General features: G+C 51.8%; 19 protein-coding genes. 11 read left to right on the top strand and 8 right to left on the bottom strand.

Annotation, left to right across the window (positions count from 1 at the left end):
* Positions 1-290: 290 nt before the first annotated feature.
* Positions 291-1,586 (bottom strand): tyrosine--tRNA ligase, encoded by a 1,296-nt coding sequence (tyrS, locus tag ACFVYJ_RS07815; protein ID WP_419414563.1) that lies wholly within the window; start codon positions 1,584-1,586, stop codon positions 291-293.
* Positions 1,587-1,758: 172 nt separating this feature from the next.
* Here tyrS and ACFVYJ_RS07810 point away from each other — a divergent pair, with 172 nt between their 5' ends.
* Positions 1,759-3,135: an OapA family protein gene (locus ACFVYJ_RS07810; protein WP_419414564.1), complete on the top strand. Its 1,377-nt coding sequence runs from the start codon at positions 1,759-1,761 to the stop codon at positions 3,133-3,135.
* The gene (locus ACFVYJ_RS07805; RefSeq protein WP_419414565.1) at positions 3,132-4,247 is read left to right on the top strand and encodes an anhydro-N-acetylmuramic acid kinase; all 1,116 of its coding nucleotides are present in this window, start codon (positions 3,132-3,134) and stop codon (positions 4,245-4,247) included. The genes ACFVYJ_RS07810 and ACFVYJ_RS07805 overlap by 4 nt, the downstream gene beginning before the upstream one ends.
* Before the next feature lie 4 nt (positions 4,248-4,251).
* Here the strand turns inward: ACFVYJ_RS07805 and ACFVYJ_RS07800 are convergent, their stop codons facing one another.
* From ACFVYJ_RS07800 to argC, 3 genes are all read right to left on the bottom strand, one after another.
* Positions 4,252-4,692: a DsrE family protein gene (locus tag ACFVYJ_RS07800; RefSeq protein ID WP_419414566.1), complete on the bottom strand. Its 441-nt coding sequence runs from the start codon at positions 4,690-4,692 to the stop codon at positions 4,252-4,254.
* A gap of 38 nt (positions 4,693-4,730) precedes the next feature.
* A complete protein-coding gene (gene erpA, locus ACFVYJ_RS07795) occupies positions 4,731-5,081 on the bottom strand; it encodes an iron-sulfur cluster insertion protein ErpA (protein ID WP_419414567.1) in 351 nt (116 codons plus the stop codon).
* Between the two features lie 63 nt (positions 5,082-5,144).
* Positions 5,145-6,179 (bottom strand): N-acetyl-gamma-glutamyl-phosphate reductase, encoded by a 1,035-nt coding sequence (argC, locus tag ACFVYJ_RS07790; RefSeq protein WP_419414568.1) that lies wholly within the window; start codon positions 6,177-6,179, stop codon positions 5,145-5,147.
* A 176-nt stretch (positions 6,180-6,355) separates the two neighbouring features.
* On the opposite strand from argC, the gene ACFVYJ_RS07785 reads away from it, so the two are divergent.
* The 5 genes from ACFVYJ_RS07785 to ACFVYJ_RS07765 all read left to right on the top strand — a co-directional run bounded on the left by ACFVYJ_RS07785 (position 6,356) and on the right by ACFVYJ_RS07765 (position 11,146).
* Positions 6,356-8,083, top strand: coding sequence for a chloride channel protein (locus ACFVYJ_RS07785; RefSeq protein WP_419414569.1), 1,728 nt, complete (start codon positions 6,356-6,358; stop codon positions 8,081-8,083).
* Positions 8,080-8,706, top strand: a complete 627-nt coding sequence (gene thiE, locus ACFVYJ_RS07780) for a thiamine phosphate synthase (RefSeq protein ID WP_419414570.1) — start codon at positions 8,080-8,082, stop codon at positions 8,704-8,706. Before ACFVYJ_RS07785 ends, thiE begins: the two co-directional genes overlap by 4 nt.
* 14 nt (positions 8,707-8,720) lie before the next feature.
* Positions 8,721-10,001 carry a glutamate-1-semialdehyde 2,1-aminomutase gene (gene hemL, locus ACFVYJ_RS07775; RefSeq protein ID WP_419414571.1) on the top strand — a complete coding sequence of 427 codons (1,281 nt, stop codon included), beginning with the start codon at positions 8,721-8,723 and terminating at the stop codon, positions 9,999-10,001.
* Positions 10,001-10,600, top strand: a complete 600-nt coding sequence (locus ACFVYJ_RS07770; protein ID WP_419414572.1) for a hypothetical protein — start codon at positions 10,001-10,003, stop codon at positions 10,598-10,600. Before hemL ends, ACFVYJ_RS07770 begins: the two co-directional genes overlap by 1 nt.
* A gap of 63 nt (positions 10,601-10,663) precedes the next feature.
* Positions 10,664-11,146 carry a CBS domain-containing protein gene (locus tag ACFVYJ_RS07765; RefSeq protein ID WP_419414573.1) on the top strand — a complete coding sequence of 161 codons (483 nt, stop codon included), beginning with the start codon at positions 10,664-10,666 and terminating at the stop codon, positions 11,144-11,146.
* Here the strand turns inward: ACFVYJ_RS07765 and ACFVYJ_RS07760 are convergent.
* A complete protein-coding gene (locus ACFVYJ_RS07760; protein ID WP_419414574.1) occupies positions 11,140-11,706 on the bottom strand; it encodes a hypothetical protein in 567 nt (188 codons plus the stop codon). The genes ACFVYJ_RS07765 and ACFVYJ_RS07760 overlap by 7 nt on opposite strands.
* Positions 11,694-14,024: a penicillin-binding protein 1B gene (gene mrcB / locus ACFVYJ_RS07755; protein ID WP_419414575.1), complete on the bottom strand. Its 2,331-nt coding sequence runs from the start codon at positions 14,022-14,024 to the stop codon at positions 11,694-11,696. The genes ACFVYJ_RS07760 and mrcB overlap by 13 nt, the downstream gene beginning before the upstream one ends.
* Positions 14,025-14,067: 43 nt before the next feature.
* Here mrcB and ACFVYJ_RS07750 point away from each other — a divergent pair, with 43 nt between their 5' ends.
* Both ACFVYJ_RS07750 and ACFVYJ_RS07745 read left to right on the top strand, forming a co-directional pair.
* Positions 14,068-15,627: a bifunctional aminoglycoside phosphotransferase/ATP-binding protein gene (locus tag ACFVYJ_RS07750; RefSeq protein WP_419414576.1), complete on the top strand. Its 1,560-nt coding sequence runs from the start codon at positions 14,068-14,070 to the stop codon at positions 15,625-15,627.
* 13 nt (positions 15,628-15,640) lie between these two features.
* Positions 15,641-15,988 (top strand): Rieske (2Fe-2S) protein, encoded by a 348-nt coding sequence (locus ACFVYJ_RS07745; protein WP_419414577.1) that lies wholly within the window; start codon positions 15,641-15,643, stop codon positions 15,986-15,988.
* On the opposite strand, the gene sfsA is transcribed toward ACFVYJ_RS07745, so the two are convergent.
* Both sfsA and ACFVYJ_RS07735 read right to left on the bottom strand, forming a co-directional pair.
* Positions 15,985-16,692, bottom strand: coding sequence for a DNA/RNA nuclease SfsA (gene sfsA, locus ACFVYJ_RS07740; protein ID WP_419414578.1), 708 nt, complete (start codon positions 16,690-16,692; stop codon positions 15,985-15,987). The two genes, ACFVYJ_RS07745 and sfsA, sit on opposite strands and share 4 nt — an antisense overlap.
* Position 16,693: 1 nt before the next feature.
* Positions 16,694-17,854 carry a pyridoxal phosphate-dependent aminotransferase gene (locus ACFVYJ_RS07735; RefSeq protein ID WP_419414579.1) on the bottom strand — a complete coding sequence of 387 codons (1,161 nt, stop codon included), beginning with the start codon at positions 17,852-17,854 and terminating at the stop codon, positions 16,694-16,696.
* A 303-nt stretch (positions 17,855-18,157) separates the two neighbouring features.
* Here ACFVYJ_RS07735 and dksA point away from each other — a divergent pair, with 303 nt between their 5' ends.
* Entirely contained in the window at positions 18,158-18,520 is a 363-nt protein-coding gene (dksA, locus tag ACFVYJ_RS07730; protein WP_419414580.1) for an RNA polymerase-binding protein DksA, read from the top strand.
* A 44-nt stretch (positions 18,521-18,564) separates the two neighbouring features.
* A complete protein-coding gene (gene gluQRS / locus ACFVYJ_RS07725) occupies positions 18,565-19,461 on the top strand; it encodes a tRNA glutamyl-Q(34) synthetase GluQRS (RefSeq protein WP_419414581.1) in 897 nt (298 codons plus the stop codon).
* Positions 19,462-19,964: the final 503 nt, after the last annotated feature.

Genomic DNA, 19,964 nt, shown 5'->3' with positions numbered 1-19,964 from the left:
ATATTCTACTTCCCGCCCCTTCAAAGTCAACCGTTATTTTTACCCTTTGTGACAATTTATCACACCGTACATAACGCCAACTTCACACCACCTAAAACGCACAAAATATAAACAATTTCATTTGTTTACAGCGGTTAATCCTAAACCCCACCCGGCAGATAAACACTGCCCTGTAGCGGTCAGGGAGGCGCATTCTACACCGCACAGAATTAAGGTCAACAGGCGGCATAAAATATTAATTAAAAAGGGTGCTATAGCACCCTTTTTAATTCGTCCACTGTAACGCTCAGTTAAAGCATAAACAGATGGTGCTTTTTCTTACCTAGCTTGACCAGGAAGTATCGCCCGAATCGCGCCTGCTCAGCTGCAAAGATATCCGCAGCACGCATATTGTCATCCATACCAACACCAATGCCATTCACTACAACCGCATTGCGCTGAAGGGCATCTTTAACCTGCTTGCCACTGGGCGCCATTCCGGCTTCAGATAACAGCGTTGTCAACGGCAGCTCTGTCAGCTCAGCCTGGTTAAGGACAGAGACAGGCAAACCATCAAGCGCCAGTTGTTCATAATCCGCTTCAGCCAGAGCAGAAGTATCACCGGAAAATAACGCTTCTGTAATACGTCTTGCCGCCGTCAGCCCCGCCTCATCATGTACCAAACGAGTGACCTCTTCAGCTAATATCGCCTGCGCCTGAGGACGCCCCTGACGCTCAGCATCTTCCCGCTCGATCTGCTCAATTTGCTCAACCGACAGGAATGTAAAGTAGCGCAGGAATTTATATACATCCGCGTCAGCAGTATTCATCCAGAATTGGAAGAAGTTATAAGGCGAGGTTTTCGCCGGATCCAACCAGACAGCGCCCGCTTCAGTTTTGCCAAACTTAGTCCCGTCCGCCTTAGTGATCAGCGGCACGGTTAAACCAAACACCTGGGCCCCATTCTGACGGCGGGACAGATCAATACCACCAACAATATTGCCCCATTGATCTGAACCACCAACCTGCAAGGTACAGGCGTAGCGACGGTTCAGTTCAGCAAAATCCATACCTTGCAACAGCGCATAAGAAAACTCAGTAAACGAAATGCCAGCGCCATCACGGTTAAGGCGCTGTTGCACGGATTCTTTATTGATCATCGCATTAACAGAAAAGTGTTTACCAACATCCCGCAGGAAATCCAGCACACTCATCTCGCCGGTCCATTCCAGGTTATTCACCACCGTTGCGGGATTTTCAACACCATCAAAGTGAATGAACTGACTAACCTGTTGGCGTATTTTATCGGCCCAGCCAGCAACAACATCCGCTGTATTCAACTGCCGCTCTGACGCTTTAAAACTCGGATCGCCTATCAAGCCGGTCGCCCCGCCTACCAACGCAATCGGGTTATGCCCTTCATTCTGAAATCGGGTTAGCACTAACAAGGGAACTAAATGCCCCAGATGCAGACTATCTGCAGTCGGATCAAAACCGCAGTACAAGGTCACGCTTCCGTTAGCCAGGTGCTGTTCCAGTTCTTCTTCGCTGGTCATTTGAGCAACCAGCCCACGGGCTTTCAGATCTTGTAACAGTGTTCCGCTCATGAGGTATTCAGTATCCGGATCAAATAATAGATAGAAAAAGAGGCCATATTCTAGCGGCAGCGGCAGTAGCAAACAAATACCCGTGACTGCAGATTGACATTCTGGTGCCGACAATATTAAAAGGAGATGGCATAATGGCAGGTTATTACATTGTTTTAAGCAGGAGTAGAGCGTGCTAGATCACATCAAGCGCTTAAAAGGCAGCTTTCCCACCGTACATCTTATGGCTGTTAGCGTATGCGTTTTCATTATCAGCATTACTCTAATGCTATTGCCCTCAGAAGAGGTCTCAGCAACACGCAGTATCGCTCTGGATATAAATGACACTTCGCCGCATAGTACTGAAAGCGATAATACACCTGAACAGCTAGCGATAACCCCTGCTCTTTTGCCCGCAGCAAAATCCGTTCCGGCGACCACAGCACCAGCGAAACCCGTTCCCGCACCAGAAAACTGGGTCGAGTATGAAGTAGAATCCGGCGACAATCTCACTACGCTATTTAAAAAAGCAGGCCTGTCTGCCCGGGATGTCTATACCGTTGCGACTGCCGCAAAGCCTCATAAAACGTTTGCCCGCATGCATCCAGGCGAACGTCTGGCCTTCCTGATTGAAGGCGGCAAACTGGAAAAGCTGCGTTATATCCAATCCCGCCTGACCAGCACGTTATTGATCCGGGATGAAGACAGCTTTACCGTTGAAAAGATAGAACGCATCCCCGAAGTTCGACAGCAATTTACTTCTGGCACTATCGAAAACTCGTTGTTTGTTGCTGGCGAACATGCCGGGCTGTCGAATAAAAAAATCATGGAACTCGCCAGCCTGTTTGGCTGGGATGTAGATTTTGTACTCGACATCCGCCAAGGCGATAGCTTCAACGTTATGTATGAAGAGCATTACCTTGATGGTGAAAAAATCGATGAAGGACCAATCCTTGCCGCGCAATTCACCAATCAGGGCAATACCTTTACTGCGCTGCGCTATATCAATCAGGATGGCGACAGCAACTATTACACCCCCGATGGGTACAGTATGCGCAAAGCGTTTCTGCGCTCTCCAGTAGATTTTGCCCGCATCAGTTCGCGCTTTAACCTAAAACGCAAACACCCGGTACTTAACCGCATTCGCGCACACAAGGGTGTCGACTACGCAGCAGGCTCCGGCACACCGATTAAATCCGCCGGCGATGGTAAAATCATTTTCCGGGGCGTAAAAGGCGGCTATGGCAATGTAGTGATTGTGCAACATGGTGGCAATATCACCACCCTGTACGCCCATATGAGAAGTTTCAAACGCGGTCAATCCGTTGGCAGCCGAGTCAAGCAAGGCCAAGTCGTTGGCTTTGTCGGCTCCAGCGGACTAGCAACCGGTCCCCACCTGCACTATGAATTCCGGGTGAATGGGGTGCATAAAAATCCACTAACGGTGAAATTACCCCAGGCTGAACCAATACCGAAATCTGAGCGTGGCTCATTTGATATTGCCGCCAACAGGTTACTGGCTCAACTGGAAACCTATCAGGCAACGCAATTGGCTCAGCTAAATCAATGAACCCCCAGGCTGATCTCTATATCGGCCTAATGTCCGGCACCAGTGTGGATGGCATTGACGCCGCACTGGTGCAGTTCGAGCCCAGTTTCAAACTGCTCGCTACACACAGCTGCGCCTTTCCCTCTGACATTCACGCTGAAATATTAGCGCTCTGCCTATCAGGAGCCAATGAGATAGACCGGATGGCACAGCTTGACCTGCGCATTGCCGATTGCTTTGCGCAGGCCGCAGCACCACTCATAAGCAAAAGAGCCAGCCATCAAACCATTCGAGCTATCGGCAGCCACGGGCAAACCATCCGTCACCGACCAGAGCTAGGGTTTTCATTACAAATTGGAGAGCCCAGCAGGATCGCTGAAAAGTCCGGCATTACAACTGTTGGCCACTTTAGGCAGCGTGACCTGTCTGCCGGGGGCCAGGGTGCCCCTCTGGTACCGGCATTTCATGCTGCACTATTCAGCAAACCCGGTCAGGAACGTTTTATCCTGAACCTGGGCGGCATGGCGAACATCACTCACCTACCGGGACGGACGGACCAATCAGTGACCGGATTTGATACCGGCCCTGGAAACGTACTGCTAGACAGCTGGACCTTACAGCATCTACAACAACCTTTTGATCGCAATGGCGATTGGGCGGCTACTGGTAAAGCAATCCCCCCTCTGTTAACTATCATGCTTTCCGAGCCTTATTTCTCTGCACCAGCACCCAAAAGCACGGGGCGGGAACAATTTAACACTGGATGGCTGGAGCAAGCACAGGCAAGAGCCGACCTAACAGATGCCAGAGCCGAAGACATTCAAGCAACACTACTTCAGCTCACTGCCCAAACAGCCTGCGATGCCATTCAAAGTCAGGCATTAAGTAATCAATATGAGGTATTTGTCTGCGGCGGCGGCGCGCATAACCGTACGTTAATGCAGGCTATCAGGGAGCAACTCCCTGCCCAACGGGTAAGTTCAACGATGTCGCTGGGTCTTGATCCGGACTGGGTAGAAGCAGTAGCATTTGCCTGGCTGGCTTGGCGCTGCATTAACAAACAAAGTGGCAACATCCCTGAAGTCACAGGCGCTGCGGGCAACCGCATCTTAGGCGCCATTTATCCAGTCTGACAGGCTAGAAATAAAGGTAACCCGACTGTTTTAGCTGACGGCCATATTCAGGCCCATTAGGCACTGTATCGATAAAGTCAGGCAAGTCAGCGCGCTGTATACCGTGGTCCAGCATCCAGGCCTCACACACCCTGACATCAATAATATGCTGCTCATCCAACTGACGTGCCAAACCGATCAGATTAGAAAAACGCTGGGCATTGGCATTTAAAAACGCAAACGTTTCATCACCATGCAAAATGAACACAATGGGCTCATGCTGGCGCACTTCAGAGGAGTCCTGCGCCAGCATTGCTGCGCGCTGAAACAAGTACTCCAATTCCGTAGGCGTATGTTTAACCAGATACGCCATAAAGCGGGATTCGGACTGAGGGACAGGAGATTGAAGGGGCGCGGCGACCACGCCCATTGCCAAAACCAGAAAACATGATGCGAGCCATTTCATACCTGCACCTCCGGTTGCGGCTTAAGCCTGTAAAACAATCAGATAGAGAAGGATGAACCACAACCACAGGTTGTCGTGGCATTCGGGTTATTGATAACAAATTGCGACCCTTGCAGGCCTTCTTTGTAGTCAACCTCAGCACCAGCAAGATACTGATAGCTCATTGGGTCAACCACCAGCGCCACGCCATCACGCTCAACCACAGTGTCATCTTCTGCTGCCTGCTCATCAAAGGTAAAGCCATAAGAAAAGCCTGCGCAACCACCACCGGTGATGAACACCCGCAGTTTAAGGCTATCATTGGTTTCTTCTTCCATCAGTGTTTTCACTTTACGGGCAGCTGCCTGAGTAAAAACAAGTGGGGTATTTGGATCTTCAGTTTCGATCATTGCCGTCTACATATCATTTGCTAGGGCTTAATTATCCACTTAACCAAGCAAATTAGTCAAGTATTATGGCATCAAACCTACCAGATTCAGACCTGCAGTCTCTTCCAGTCCTAGCATGATGTTCATGTTTTGTACTGCCTGACCCGCCGCACCTTTAACCAGATTATCAATCACCGAAAGCACCACAACCACATCTTCACCCTGGGGCTGATGTAAGCTGATACGGCACATATTGGCGCCTTTCACACTACGCGTCTGGGGGTGACTGCCCATTGGCATGACATCAACAAAGGGCTCATCCGCATAACGGCGCTCGAAAAGCTGTTGCAAACCCTGATCTATCGGGTCCTTGAGCACGCTGTAACACGTGGCATGAATACCCCGAATCATAGGCGTCAGGTGCGGCACGAAGGTCAATCCCACCGGACGTCCAGCTGCTTCTGTCAGGCCTTGTTTAATTTCCGGTAGATGACGATGACCTGAGGCACCATAGGCACTCAGACTTTCAGAGGCCTCACACAGCAGCGAGCCAACTTTAGCACCACGCCCTGCACCGCTAACACCTGACTTACAGTCAGCAATCAACCGCCGGTGATCCACCAGCCCCTGCTCCAACAGAGGAATGTACGCCAGCTGCGTCGCCGTTGGGTAGCACCCCGGGCAGGCGATCAGCTCAGCACTGCGAATGGCATCTCGGTTTACTTCGGGCAAACCATATACTGCCAGTTCTGCCATTTCAGGTTCAGTGTGCTCCATGCCATACCAGCGCGACCACAGGTCGAGATCTTTGATCCGGAAGTCCGCGCCCAGGTCGATCACTCTGACGCCGCGTTTCACCAAATCAGGCGCCATTTTCATAGCCACACCATGAGGTGTAGCAAAAAAGACGACTGCACATTCAGCCAGCTGATCAACGTCGGGAAAGGTAAAGCAGAGGTCATGATGGCCACGCAGGTTCGGGTACATATCAGCCACAGCAATACCTTCCTCCGAACGGGAAGTAATCACAGCTACTTCAACATTCGGATGGTTTGCCAACAAACGCAGCAATTCAACGCCGGTATATCCCGTACCGCCTACGATACCTACTTTAATCACAACAACCTCACCTTCAGCAAAAAACCAAGTGCCTATGATACAAAGCTGACACCGCCATGACCACAGATTCCACTCTACCAATAGTGTAAGATAGATCACCTTTGCTCTAGCCTGCTGTCAGACTCCTGCCACAGGTTCGTACAAGTGATACCCGATGTTATGCAAGCTGGTATGCCATGCAAAAATACGCCTCATCACTAAAGTCCTTCCGACATCGCTTAGCCTATGCTGAAGCACTGCCACAAATGGTGGTATTGGGTGTTATCTGCGGCATACTGTGCGGCCTTTTACTCGGCCTGTTTCGCATCGCACTAGAGTGGCCCTTGGAGACCTGGCTACCCAATGGCCAGCATGAGGGGTTTGAAAGCTTACCGAACTGGCTGCGTTTCTGCTTACCGGTAGTCGGCAGTCTGTTATTACTGCTTTTGCTCTGCCCATTAGCACCGCTAAAACGCAAGGTGGGTGTAGCCCATTTACTCGAGCGGATATCTTACCATCAGGGCCAGCTGCCTGCTGGCAATGCCATTTTACAGTTTGCTGCCGCACTACTAGCCTTGCTGACCGGTCACTCTGCTGGCAAAGAGGGGCCTGCCGTGCATTTGGGGGCAGCCTGTGGCAGCCTGCTGGGGCAGCGCATGCGTTTGCCAAACAATACCCTGCGTATTCTAGCCGGCTGCGGTACTGCTGCCGCTATTGCCGCAATGTTTAATACGCCTCTGGCCGGGGTCATCTTTGCCATGGAAGTGGTGTTGCTGGAATACAGCGTACTTGGCTTTATGCCTGTCATGGCAGCCGCCGCAACCGCGACTCTGGTCATGCACCTGCTGTTTGGTGCAGAGCAGGTTCTCAATGTCCCAGTCATGCAGATCCATTCGATGAATGAAATCCCTTATGTGCTGTTTCTTGGCGTGGTGATCGGCCTGCTGGCGAGTCTGTTCGTTAAACTGACGACTAAGGTTACCTGCTGGTCTACCCATCAAGAATTTCACTTAAGCTATCGTTTACTTATTGCAGGCCTGTTGACTGGTACCTGCGCGGTGTATGTACCTGAGATCATGGGGGTAGGCTACGATACTGTCACCGCGGCGCTGCAGGGGGAATTAGCCATCACCGCACTGTTGTTGATTTTGTTGGTGAAGGTACTACTAACACCGGTGATTATTGGCCTTGGTATTCCCGCTGGACTGATCGGACCCACCTTTTTTATTGGTGCTATCGCTGGAGGTGCACTTGGTATTGTTGGCAGCAGCGCCGTTGAGCAACAGGTTGCACATCAGGGTTTCTATGCCCTGATAGGTATGGGTAGCATGATGGCGGCAGTGTTAAATGCACCGCTTGCTGCGCTCATAGCCATTATGGAACTGACCGGCAATCCTAATATCCTATTTCCTGCGATGATCGCCATCATAGTGGCCAATCTAATTACCCGTTATGTATTCAACCTACCGTCAATTTTCATCGCCATCATGCGGGCACAGGGCATGGATTTCCGCCTTAAACCCGTACAGCAGGTACTGAGCCGAAGCGCCGTGAGCAGCCTGATGAACACCGATTTCATCAGTACGCCAAAGACCCTAAGCTCAGCACAGTCAGCTGAAATTCTGGAGCGTAACCCAAACTGGCTGCTGATTGAGGGCTCGCCCTCGGCACTGTTACCACCAGCTGACCTTGCCGCTTTCCTCAAGAACAATCCGGATTCAGAACACATATCACTACTAGAAATACCCGCCCTGAGGCTGGATTGCGCCACATTAAGTATCCGTTCTACTCTACTGGAAGCACTGGAGGCATTAACCGGCAACGAGGTAGATGCGCTATGCATTGCCGACTTCAATGGCAGAATAGAAGGGGTGATCACCCGTAACCAACTTGAAACCTACTACCAACAGTATTCCAGCCTATGACAGCACTTACTGGCTTATACGCCATCACCGACGCCGGACTGATGCCCGACACCCCTACTCTTCTGAGGCAAGTCGAACAAAGTCTACTAGGGGGCGCCAGGCTGGTTCAGTACCGGGACAAGTCTAACGACACTGACAACCGCCTGGCTCAGGCCAAAGCACTGCGGCAACTCTGTCAGCAGTACGATGTACCGCTATTAATCAATGATGATATTGAACTGGCCTACGGCTGTCTGGCTAATGGCGTACACCTAGGTCAAACCGACGGCACCGTCGTCGCCGCCAGAGCGAGACTGGGACCAAAGGCCATCATAGGTGTTACCTGCCATGCCGACCTTACTCTAGCAAAACAGGCTGTCGCCGCCGGCGCGGATTATGTCGCGTTTGGTGCCTGTTTTCCGTCACGCAGCAAACCAGATGCGCAGCTGGCACCCTTGACACTTTTGCAGGATGCCAGCAAGCAGATAAGCTGCCCAATAGTGGCGATTGGCGGCATAAGTGTAGATAATGCCCGGCAGGTCATTGATGCCGGCGCAGGTATGGTCGCTGTTATACATGCACTCTTTGCCAGTGACGATATTTCTGCAACCGCGCAACAATTTTCCCAGCTATTCCCCGATTAACAGAGAGAAAACCTATGTCCCGTTCCGATGAGCTATTTCAGTCAGCACAGATCCATATTCCGGGAGGCGTAAACTCCCCGGTACGCGCCTTTAAAGGTGTGGGCGGAACTCCCGTATTCTTTAACCGCGGCGAAGGCGCTTATCTGTTTGATGAAGATGGCCAGAAGTACATCGACTATGTCGGCTCATGGGGACCAATGATTCTTGGCCATTGCAATCCAACTGTAATTGACGCCGTTAAACAGTCATTGGGCAATGGCCTAGGATTTGGCGCACCCACCGAAATCGAAATCACTATGGCCGACAAGGTCTGTGAAATCATGCCCTCTATAGAGATGGTTCGCATGGTGAATTCAGGCACCGAAGCCACCATGAGCGCCATCCGTCTGGCACGCGGTTTCACCGGACGGGACAAAATCGTCAAATTCGAAGGCTGCTACCATGGCCACTCTGATTCTCTGCTAGTCAAAGCAGGCTCAGGTGCTTTAACCCTGGGAGAACCTAATTCACCGGGCGTACCAGCCGCACTGGCCGAACACACTATCACCTTGAACTTCAATGATATCGATAATGTCCGTCAGGCATTTGCTGAAGTCGGCGAACAGGTCGCCTGCATTATTGTCGAGCCGGTGGCTGGCAACATGAACTGTATTCCGCCACAGCCGGGCTTCCTGGAAGGTTTGCGTGAAGTCTGCGATCAGTACGGTAGTGTGCTGATTTTTGATGAGGTAATGACCGGATTCAGGGTTGCCCTGGGCGGCGCACAGGAAGTGTATAACGTTAAGCCTGACCTCACCACGCTTGGCAAGGTTATTGGCGGTGGTTTACCGGTAGGCGCGTTTGGTGGCAAAAAAGAAATTATGCAGCATATCGCACCACTGGGGCCGGTTTACCAGGCAGGCACATTGTCGGGCAACCCACTGGCGATGGCCGCAGGGCTGGCCATGCTCAACGCGATCAGCCAGCCGGGATTCTATGCCCAGCTGAGCGCCAAGGTTGAGCTTCTGACCGAAGGTCTGCAGGCAGTTGCTATGGCTAATGGTATTCCATTTACCACCAGTAAAGTTGGTGGCATGTTCGGTCTGTTCTTTACCGAGCAGCGGCAAGTCACCAGCTTCAGTGAAACCATGGCCTGCGATGCAGAGCGGTTCGCCAAATTCTTCCATGGCATGTTGCAGCAAGGCATTTATCTGGCACCGTCTGCCTTTGAAGCCGGATTTGTCTCTGCTGCCCATACTCAGGCAGATATTGAACAAACCCTGGCTGCAGCTGATCAGGTATTCTCAACGCTCTAATGATGCTGACACTGTTTGCTGATAGCTGCCTACTTGTTTGTGCCTTACTGCTAGCCGGCCAAAGCTACCGGAACGGCGAACAACGGGCTCATACAGCCAGTTTTGTCATCAGCCTGGCGGCGGCATTTATTGCCATCGCCAGCCTGGGCACATTGGTGGTTGAGGCCCGCAACCAGGATCTACAGACCCTGCAACGCATACTGGATAACCTGGCGTTTTATGCCGCATTGCCACTGCTGGGCACAGCGCTGCTAAGCCAGGCATGGCAGCTGGACTGGAGCCGAGCCGGCTGGGGACGTTGGCTGCTGGCTTTGTTTGCTCTGTTTGAATTAATGCGCCGATCCGAGCTGGGCAACCTTTACAGCCAGATAGTTACCGCAGCAACGCTCGGACTGATTATTGTCAGCCTGATCCGTTTACAGCAACCGATGCAGCGCTATATCGGTCTACTGGCGCTTGTACCGCTAACCCCAGCCTTACTGATATTCAGTCAAGGCAGCCTGATGCCTGAATACTACTCGACCCGTGACTACGCCTTCAGCCTGGCTCTGGGCCTACTGATGCTGGCCTGGCAGCAACGCTATAACCCAAGCAGCTAACCGCTCGCCATTACCTGATAGCCTGCTATGCTTTTGAAGTGAGCAGATGTGAGGAGAATAATAATGCGCACGCTGCAACAGTACACTGCCCGGGATATTATGAACCGGGAACTACTTACCGCCTCGGAACACTGGTCTATTCAAACCCTGATTGATTTTTTTAACCGACACAAAATTTCTGGCGCACCGGTGCTGTCAGCCCAGCGCGAGTTTGTGGGTGTAGTGAGCCTAAGTGATATTCTGACCTTTGATGGCAACACCAAACATTCGATGTCAGAAAACCCTATGACTCAGTACTACTGCAATATGGCTGATGGAACTTCGCCTGATGAACTAGGGTTTAAAGACGTCAATCAACATCAAAGTCATCTGGTGAGTGAAATAATGACCGAAGCCCTGATCACGGCACCCGCCGACACCAGCCTTCCAGCACTGGCAGGACTGATGCACAACAGAAACATTCACCGGGTGTTTATTACAGAGGATGACCAGATCTGCGGCGCAGTGTCCACGTTGGACATTTTGCGCCTGGTTGCTGATCAGTAGCGACTGGCGCGGTTGCGAGCCTCACCTGCGCCCTGGGCGTTACCCGCACCGGTTCGAATATCCGCAATCAGCAGCCATAACCGGCGTAACATAGCTGTATCGCCTATCGCCAGATCGGTCCCCCGCAGCGCCAATTGCTCCGCTTGGTACCACTGCTTCTCCACTCGCCTGATGTCTGCCAGACGGTAATACACCTCGGGATCTCGCGGCGCAATGCGTTGCGCCCGCTCAAGGCTACTTGAGGCCGCCCCGGTAGCACCCTGACGTTGCTGCTGTGCCGCAGTATCCAGCAAAGCAACCACCGCAGGATTTACCTGTCGCACCGGTGCTGCAACCGGCGCTTCCGGAACCTGTTCTATCACCAACCCACGTTGCGCCGGAGTCACCGCAACACCCTGCTCTGGTGCGGCGGGTGCAACGACCTCGTTGCCATCAGTATCACCACTCGAACGATCATAAACCGGCGGCCCACCCACAGGCGAAGGGCCTGCACAACCCGCCAGCAAGCCCGCCAACAAACCCAGTTTAAATAATGTAGCAACATGTTTTATCTGAACCATTGTCTGAACCAATCCAATGTCCGCTCAACTTGATTATCCGCACAGGCCGCATGACCCTCCGGCTGTGACCCTGCAACAAACGGGATCTGACGGGCACCTTCACAATAGGCAGCCGATAACAGCCCTGTGCTGTCTTCGATCCATTCATACTCTATTTGTTCCGGCCGTACCGCCATAAACGGATGCGGCTTTTCCCACTGCATCAGATCGATCCATGCCTGCAAGGCACCACCCGATCCGGTAAAAGGCAGCGGGGCATTATTATCCAGACCCAACCAAACAACCGCCAGCCGGTTTCCGGCAAAACCGGCAAACCAACTGTCGCGCTGGTCATCACTGGTGCCGGTTTTACCTGCCACATTCAATACCTGTGGCAAACGACTGTAGATAGAACGGGCGGTGCCTTCCCGTGCCACTTCCTGCATCGCATACTGAATCAGGTGCACCATTTCCGCTGCCACCACCTGTTTAATCTGGAACGGGTAACGCGACAGTTCTGCACCCTCGGCATCCGTAACCAGGCGGATTGCTCGCAACGGAATTCTAAAACCGTTAGCCGCCAGTGTCTGATAGAGCTGAGTCACCTCAACCGGTGACATCGCCTCAGCTCCCAGCAGCAGCGACGGGAACGGCTTCGCATCTCGCTCATAGCCCAGCCGTTGCAACATATCCACGACACGGCCAACCCCCACATCCATGCCCAACCGTGCAGTGCTCTGGTTGTAGGAATGCGCCAATGCCTGGTGCAGTGGCACAACACCATGCCCGGTACGATCAAAATTCTGCGGCCGCCACTCATCACCATTCGGCATTTTTACACTGATAGCATCGTCATCAATTTGACTGGCAAGGGTATAACCCTGTTCCAGAGCCGCCAGATAGACCGCTGGCTTAACCAGAGAACCAATTGGCCGCCGGGCATCCAGGGCACGATTGAAGCCCTGATAACGTGCATTACGGCCACCCACCATCGCCAGCACTTCGCCAGTTTGTGGATCAGTCACTACCATCGCCCCCTGCAGTGCTGACATACTGGCGCCAAACCGCTTGCGCAGCCGCTCAATTCGATCAGACAGCGCATTTTCACTATTCGCCTGCACCACCGGATTGAGACTGGTGAACACCTTCAACCCTTCCGAACTGAGCACTTCCTGCGGGTACTCCTCCCGCAGCTGGCGTTTTACCAGATCCAGGTAAGCCGGGTAGGCACCTTTATGCAGACTGCGCTGCTGCACCACACCCAACCCTTTACGCTCGGCCTGGGTGCGCTGCTGCAGGGTAATCACACCCTGCTCTTGCAGAATCTTTAGCACTAAATCACGCCGAGCTTTGGCGCGCTCCGGGTTTCGGCGCGGATCGTAATAGGATGGTCCTTTTACCAGCCCCGCCAGCAATGCCACCTGATGCAGATCTAACTCATTAATTGGCTGGGCAAAATAATATTGACTCGCCAGCCCAAAGCCATGCACTGCACGAGAGCCGGATTGCCCCAGATAAACTTCATTCAGGTAGGCCTCGAGAATTTCATCCTTGTCGTAATGCATATCCAACAGCAATGCCATTGGAATCTCCATCAGCTTGCGTGCCAATGAACGTTCTGATGTAAGGTAAAAGTTCTTGATCAACTGCTGAGTCAGGGTACTGCCGCCCTGGACAAAACGCCCGGCCTGAAGGTTCACCCACATCGCCCGGCTAATGCCTCGCAAAGAGATTCCGGCGTGCTCGTAATAATTACGATCTTCTACTTCGATCAACGCCTCTTTCAGATAAGGCGGCGCATCTTCAAGCCGAATCAGATCACGGTCTTCATTGTCCTGTGGATAAATACCGCCCACCAAAATCGGTTCCAGCCGGGTGAGAGAAACGGTACGACCTGAATCATCACGGATCTGCTGCAAGGTTTTGCCATTAAATTCAAGCAACAGGGTCCGTGCCGATTCGGCGCCATCGGGAAACTCAAAACCCCGGGTATGAATGCGTGCCCGGCTACTGGCCCACTCAACCATCCCCGGCGCTGTCGCCCGCTGCACAAAGCGGTAACCAAGCCCTTGCAGTTCAAGTTTAAGGTCATCACGATTCAGTAACTGCCCTGGATATAGTTCCAATGGTCGCGCATACACTTTCGCCGGCAGGGCCCAGCGTTTGCCTTCAAACTTGGCCCTCACTTGCGCATCTAGGTAGATCAAACCTACACCGACGATAACCAGCCCCAGCAGGCTCAGTTTAAGAAATAAGGACAGTAAACGGCGGGATAACCCCCGCGCCTGAGAAGTGCGGCCACGACCGCGGGATGATTTAGATGCTCTCTTTTTTGCCATCGGCTAAGTATAATGCCTTCCTATGCCTGGTGATACAGAACAGATGCAACTGATCGATTCTCTCCGCAACCCCGCCGTATACCCTCATCCGGTAACGCAAATAGAGGTGCTGGAAACCCATATTTCCTGGATTATTCTGACGGGAGAATACGCCTATAAACTAAAGAAACCGGTTGATTTTGGTTTTCTCGATTTCACCACACTCGAACAACGAGAATACTTCTGCCATGAAGAACTGCGGCTGAACCAGCGTCTGGCACCCGATATTTATCTGGAAGTGCTGCCCATTGGCGGCAGCACCACCGCACCCATACTGGCAAGTAACGAGAACGTGCTGGAATTTGCTGTCAAAATGCAACAATTCGAAGCGCAAGATCGATTAGACCGGCTGCTCGCTAACAACCAATTCAAATCTGAATGGATCTACCAACTGGCACGACAGATCGCCAGATTTCATCGCAAAGTGCCCATCATCGCCCAGGACAGTCCACTAGGGAACCCGGAAACTATCTGGGACGTGGTGGCTGACAACTTTGTCCATATCACCACCACACTGGCCGAGCTGGATGACTGCCACAGGGTACAAACACTGCTGCATAAAACCGCGCAGTTGTTCCGCCGCATCGTACCTCAGTTAGAACAGCGCAAACTGGAAGGACATGTTCGAGAGTGTCATGGCGACCTGCACTTGGCCAATATAACGCTTTATCATGGTGAGCTGAGACTATTTGATTGCATCGAATTCAACCCACGTTTCAGTTGGATAGATACCATCAGTGACCTGGCGTTTCTCTTGATGGACCTAGAAGCCAACGGTGAGTTTGGTCTGGCCAACCGCTGTCTCAATCGCTACCTGGAATTGATTGGCGATTATGCCGCATTGCCATTACTGAATTTTTACAAATCCTATCGCGCAATGGTGCGCGCCAAAGTTGCAGTACTGGGACCTGAACTTGATATGGCCACCATGCGCCACTACCTATCGCTCACCGAACACTATGCCAGTCCCAAACAGCCCGTTTTGTATCTAATGCAGGGCCTATCCGGCAGCGGCAAGAGCTACTTAAGCCAGAAAATCCTGCAACATAGTCCGGTTATCCGGCTGCGTTCAGATGTAGAACGCAAGCGACTGTTTAAGCAATTAAGCAAACAGGGAGAGATGCTTGAGCTATATGGGCCACAAATGAATATGCTGACGCTGAACCATTTATTTGATCTCAGCAATCGACTGCTGCGAGCGGGCTTATCCGTAATCGTCGATGCCACTTTTATCCGCAGTAGCAGCCGACGCATGTTTATTGAATTAGCAACCCAACAGCAAGTTAAGGTGAAAATTATTGCTTGCCACTGTAACGAAGAGGCCTTGGTCAACCGACTCGAAAAGCGTCAGCAAAGCGGCAATGATATTTCAGACGCCAACGTCAAAGTGATGCAGCAACAGCAGATTCATTTGCAACCCCTGTCAGAGGATGAAGAAGCCATTGCAACGCATATTGATACCGCGGATACACTGGCTGTTACCGAACTGCTGAATCAATTTCCCCGGTTTGAACCCGGCAGCAATGATGGCAATATAATGCGCAATTGCCAGACGGCTCACTAAAGCGAACCAACCTATGCAGCCACTTTGCCAGCTCAATGACATCCCGGAAGATGAAGCGCGCGGCTTTTCCTGCCAGGGCATCAGCCTGCTGGCGGTAAAGTACCGGGGGGGGCTGTATGTGTATCATAATAGTTGTCCTCACCGCAGTATCCCGCTGGAGTGGCAACCTGATCAGTTTTTCGACTATGAAAAAACATTTCTGCAATGTGCCACCCACGGGGCACTGTTTAAGATAGATAGCGGGGAATGTATTAGCGGTCCCTGTGTAGGCGACAGCCTAACCGCTGTCACACATGCCGTGACTAAGGGCACCATCATGGTTGACCTAAGCCAGCTCCTACCGGCCAAGGCGGACAACTAATCCAGGATCACCGGCAATGGGTCCTGCAGCAAGATGGACTGCTGCGAAATCCGTGCCCGATAGGCCAGCACTTCGACCCCGGCAGCTACTACCTGCCGCAACAATCGGCCATAGCCAGGATCGATCTGATCCGCCGGACGGACCCGCTCAATCCCCTGATGAGCAACGCAAAACAACAGCACCGCACGATCACCTTCCTCAACCCGCTGCTGCAGGGCCCGCAGGTGGCGTGCGCCACGGGTTGTGACTGCATCTGGGAAACTGCCCCAGCCATCACGTTCAAGCAAAGTAACGTTTTTAACTTCAACCCAGATCTGGCCCTTGTGCGGATCCTGCAACAAAAAGTCGATGCGGCTTTGTTCTCCATCCGGCACTTCCCGCCGCAATTTGGCATAACCGGCTAACGCAGGAATAACACCCGCGGTAATCGCTTCTGCCACCAAACTATTCGCTCTAGCGGTATTGATACAAGCCAGATGACGCTGCTCAACTTCAACCAACTCCCAGGTCATGGGGTATTTACGTTTTGCGTTACCACTATCCCATACCCAGACCCGACTGCCCGGCTCCGCACAATTGCGCATAGAGCCGGTATTTGGGCAATGCACTGTCACCTCATGGCCATTATCCAGTTCAATATCCGCCAAAAAACGCTTGTAGCGCTTAATCAGGCGCCCCGGTTGTAACGGTAAGGGGTATTGCATTTCAGCTCCAACGGCGTTGCATACGCGTCAACGCCAGATCAATCCGATCCAGACCAGTGGTGTAAGAGAAACGGACAAAGGCATTGCTGCGATAATTGCCAAAATCCAGCCCCGGGGTGCAGGCAATATGCTCCTCTTCCAGCAATTGCCAACAGAACGCAAAACTATCATCTGTCAGGTGGGACGCATCGGCATAGACATAAAACGCGCCAGCAGGTTGCAATGGCACTTCAAAACCCAATGTTTTGAGCCCCTCAACCAGCCGGTCCCGGCGCGCCCGAAATGCCGCTTTACGCTGTTCCATAATGGCAATTGTGTCATCGTCAAACGCTGCCAGCGCCGCATATTGCGACACCGTAGGCGGTGAAATCATTAGATTCTGCGCCAATTTTTCCAATGCCGGCATCATATTTTCCGGTGCCACCACCCAGCCAAGACGCCAGCCTGTCATGCCAAAGTATTTAGAAAAGCTGTTGACCACATACGCCGTGTCATCATTCTGCAGCACGCTGTAACTAGGCGCTTCATAACTCAGACCATGGTAGATTTCATCCACCACCAGCGACCCACCCAAGCCTTTGACAACTTGAGACAATGCAGACAACTCATCCGGCGCAATCACCGAACCCGTGGGGTTAGCCGGCGATGCCAGCAACACACCGGCGGTATTTTCCGACCAGTGCTGCTGTACCAGCTCAGCATTCAACTGATAGTTCTGTTCAGCATCCACCGCAACCAACTGCGGGGCGGCGTTCAATAACCGCAGCAACTGCCGGTTACAGGGGTAGCCAGGATCCGCCATCATAAAGCGCTGCCCGGCATCGGTTAGCAAAGCAAACAGCATCAGCAGGCCGCTGGATCCACCTGTCGTAATGAGAATTCGTCCTGGGGTGATGCTAAGCCCGTAACAACGCTGATACCACTGAGCAATTTTTTCCCGCAACGGCGGAATACCGGCAGCAGGTGTGTACTTGATACTGCCCTGCTCAATCGCGCGAATCGCCGCTCTACAGATAGGCTCGGCCGTCGGAAAATCCGGCTCACCGGCTTCCATATGGACCACATCAAACCCGGCAGCATCCAACTCTGCGGCTCGCTTCAGCAGATCCATTACCTTAAAAGATTCAATCTGCTCAACGCGACTAGAAGGGACTGGGGTCATAATCTCGGTCCGACATGGAAAATGGATGCCGTATTATACTGTTTTCCGCCCCTGATACCGACTCTGCAACGGCCAAACGCGTACAGTTGGTGATTAGCGTGAATTAGGACTAGCCTAATTCACGGGCATCTGTTAATTTCGCAGCCTTTCATGCCGTTTGAATAGATTGCATTAAACCAAGGAGTCGATCCGGCCACTATAAAAACAGGTCGTATCGGAAAGAGCGAGGCAGTGCATATGCCAAATAAAAGCGATTCTTTCACACATTTTGAGCCTTACCCAATTGTTAAGGGTGAGGAATACATGAATGAGAAACAGAAGGATCACTTCCGTAAGATTCTATTGTCCTGGAAGCAGGAGTTGATGGAAGAGGTGGACAGCACAATCCATCACCTGCGCGAAGAGCCTTCCAACTTTGCTGACCCAAGCGATCGTGCCAGCCAGGAAGAAGAGTTCAGTCTGGAACTGCGTACCCGTGACCGCGAACGCAAATTGATCAAAAAGATCAATGAAGCACTCGATTTCATCGATGAAGATGAATACGGCTACTGTGACGCATGCGGTATTGAGATTGGCATCCGCCGGTTAGAAGCACGACCAACGGCTTCTCTCTGCATAGACTGCAAAACCCTGGCTGAAATCAAAGAAAAACAGCTTGGCGGTTAAGCGTCCCGGAGCCTGAGACCCATCCAGGCTCCGGCCTCTCGACTATGGCGGCCGCAAACTACATCGGGCGTTTCGCTCCATCACCCACCGGGGCTTTACACTTCGGTTCGCTGCTGGCTGCACTGGCCAGCTACCTTGATGCCCGGGCACACAATGGCCAATGGCTTCTACGCATCGAAGATCTCGATCCTGCCCGAGAGCAGCCCGGAATCAAAGCCGACTTTGCCAGAGTACTGGACGCCTTTGGCTTCGAATGGGACGGCCCCATCAGTTATCAGAGTGATCGACTAACGCTTTATACCTCAGCATTGCACCAACTGCATGAGCAGCACCGAACATACCCTTGCAGTTGCTCTCGTAAAGAGATTCAACAACGCACCGGTACCCACCAATACGACGGCCACTGTTTTAATCAGTTACCTAAAGCTAACCGCAAACTGGCCACCCGGCTCCACTGCACCAGCGGAGCACTGTGCTTCCATGATCGGATTCAGGGTACCCGCTGCCATGACCTGCAACAGGAAAGCGGGGACTTTATTCTACGCCGCCGTGACGGCCTCATCGCCTACCAGTTAGCCGTGGTCGTTGATGACTATCTGCAAGGCATTACCCATGTGGTACGCGGCTGTGATCTGTTGAATGAAACGCCACGACAAATCCAACTACAAAACTATCTGGACTACCCTTCACCCTGTTATGCCCACATCCCTGTAGCCACTAACCCGATGGGGCAAAAATTAAGCAAACAAACCGGCGCAACAGCGCTGGACATAACCCAGCCCTCACAGCAATTATTCAGAGCCTTACAGCAACTGCACCAGTCACCACCTGAAGAGCTACAGCGGGCTGATGTGAACACACTTATCAGCTGGGCAATACAGAATTGGCAGTGTCATAACATTCCGGCCACTGAGAAAAAGACCGCACCTTTACCAGAATAACCCGCATTGTGTACTGCACAATAAAATATTTTTTAATGTAACCTGAGTCAGTAATAAACCGTTAAATCTATTTAAAAGATAAAGTTTTATTATTCAAAAACAATCAATTATATACTTAAGTAAACTAGACCTCCGACATACTCCAACAGTCGCAGTAATGTGCTCTGCAACATGAAAAAATATACTACTAAAGTTGTTTGCACCTTTTCGAAAGGTCCTGTTATAGTGGCCTCCGAAAACAACAAGAAGCATGCTTTGAAACATGCGCCGCAATAAAAATAAAAATAGGTAGTATGCGTAAAAGCCCCGCCTCGAATAAAAATAAAAATGAGGTTTGAATAGCAGATCGTAGAGCAGCACAACGCAATATAGCTCTACAATAAAAATAAAAGTGGGAAATAACGTTGTCCCCTGATATGCGATCTGCTCCCCATCCCCCTCTATGTAACTCCATCTCTATTCATACTCCAGGCTTAACGTAAGGTTTTACTTATACCCTGCCC

It is taken from the genome of Pontibacter sp. JAM-7 (assembly GCF_048548695.2).
Lineage (GTDB): Bacteria > Pseudomonadota > Gammaproteobacteria > Pseudomonadales > Balneatricaceae > Neptuniibacter.
Note: the sequence above shows the minus strand (reverse complement) of the source record. Positions and strands in the feature narration are given on the sequence as shown.